Origin of the sequence: Mixta mediterraneensis, assembly GCF_030283135.1 — a bacterium.
GTDB lineage: Bacteria > Pseudomonadota > Gammaproteobacteria > Enterobacterales > Enterobacteriaceae > Pantoea > Pantoea mediterraneensis.
The window spans coordinates 1-2052 of record NZ_JASUAZ010000112.1 but is presented as its reverse complement, the minus strand read 5'-3'; the positions used below and the strand labels follow the sequence as shown (position 1 = coordinate 2052).

General features: G+C 34.4%; 2 protein-coding genes. One reads left to right on the top strand and one right to left on the bottom strand.

Translation table 11 applies throughout. The annotated features are described in order from the left end of the window. Positions 1 to 226 (top strand): hypothetical protein (locus QRY16_RS21805; protein ID WP_289778038.1); only part of this gene is annotated, 226 nt, incomplete at its 5' end. A 5-nt stretch (positions 227 to 231) separates the two neighbouring features. Here the strand turns inward: QRY16_RS21805 and QRY16_RS21800 are convergent. Then, the gene (locus QRY16_RS21800; RefSeq protein ID WP_289778037.1) at positions 232 to 360 is read right to left on the bottom strand and encodes a hypothetical protein; all 129 of its coding nucleotides are present in this window, start codon (positions 358 to 360) and stop codon (positions 232 to 234) included. Positions 361 to 2052 lie beyond the last annotated feature (1692 nt).

Below are 2052 nucleotides of genomic sequence, written 5' to 3'. Positions count from 1 at the left end.
AATGGGTAGTCTTGGACGTACAATAGGTTTCTTTAGCCTGCCTGTACCTGTACGTGAGACTTTAAGCCTTATAAACAGAAACTTGGCGAAGACATCGCGGGGGTGGAAGAAAGGTAAGTGTATCGAAGGGGGGAGAGGAGAGGAGAGAGAAGAGAGAGAACACCTTTTATTATTAATCAATAAAATTTTTATTTTTTTTGTATTTTATTTATTATTATTACAATAAACTTTTCATTTTCCAAACCACTTGTTTTTTTCTTCTTCTCCATTTGTTTTCTCCATTTGTTTTCTCCATTTGTTTTCTCCATTTGGTTTCTCCATTTGGTTTCTCCATTTGGTTTCTCCATTTGGTTTCTCCATTTGGTTTCTCCATTTGGTTTCTCCAATTGGTCCTCGTCACTGGTCTTCGTCACAAGAACGCATGCGCCAGTCAGGTAATCGGGCGTCAATTAGCTTGACCACCAAGTTGGTTCAATTGTTTTCGCTATGTCCAACTAATGGGGGAACCGGCATGGTGTGTGCCAAAACCCATTAGCGGGCGAGAGAAACACTCACATACAATGCATAGAGACATGCAAAGAGGCCGACGATATGATCCAACGATATCATACGGAGGCAATGTATAAAGAGATAGAGAATGAATCCAATAGATAAACGGCTCACACACAAGATGCAATGTATAGAAACAGAAAATGCATCCAATAGATTAACGGCTCACACACAAGATGTAATGTATAATTACATTGCAAATAGACTATTTCGGGTAAGGATAAACAATCAACCATACAAGAGGAATGCAGATTGAATGCAGACATGCAAAGAAGCCGACGATATGATCCAACGATATCATACGGAGGGCAATGTGAAAAGAATTTGCAAATGAATCTAATTAGATCAACAACTCACACACAAGATGCAATGTAGAAAGAAATTGCATTAATAATGATTGAATTAAATAAAATAAATAAAAAAACTCTATCAAGAATAAATATATTTATAATTCAATAGCTGACATTGTAAATCTAAAATGATAAAGATATATTGAAAAGATCATCAAACAAAATGCATGCATGATATGCACGTGGACCGTTTAAGGTCAAAGACACATTGATACTATGTCTAAAAATAAGCATTCATAGAAAAAGATTGCAGATTGAACTAAATAAAATAAAATAACTGAAATTCTCTATCAAGAACGAACTTCATTTCATCGTTATGTCCAACTAATGGTGGAACCAGCATGGTGTGTGCCAAAACCCATCAGCGGTCGAGAGAAACACTTACATACAATGCATAGAGATATGCAAAGAGGCCGACGATATCCAACGATATCATACGGAGGGCAATGTGTAAAAAAATTGCAAATAGATCCAATAAGAGGGCAATGTAAAAAGAAATTGCAAATAGATCATTTCGGGTAAAGATAAACAATCAACCATACAAGAGGAATGCAGATTGAATATAAAAAAATAACTATTACAACTCTCATTCAATAGTTGACAATGTAAAACTAAATTGATAGAGATAGTTGAAAAAGATGGATCATCTCAAGTGAAACACTTTCAAACATTGGAGCTATGTCTAAGGATAAACAATCAATCATACAAGAAGAATGCAGAGTGAATTAAACAAAATAAAATTCTCTATCAAGAACAACTAATACAATTCTCATTCAATAGTAATTCTAATATGATAGAGATGTAGATGAAAAAGAAATACTAGCTAGAAAACTAAATAAAATAATTCATTGATCATAAATAAATAAAAATAAGTTTCTAACATAGATGGATAACATAAAACTCACATACATACATACATAATTAATAAAAATGTTAGAGATAAAAAACTAATTGAATAGAAATGAAATGAAATGGAATCAAAAAGTGATTACGCTGATAACAGCAAAGTTTTACGGGCTTTGATAGCTATTCCATCGTACCACACCCTCCTCATTACGGACCCGAGAACAGGGCCCCAATGGCTTGGGACAATTATCTTGGATCCTACTTGCAGATGCAAGTCATCATCTCCAAGATAGCTGAGTTATGTGGT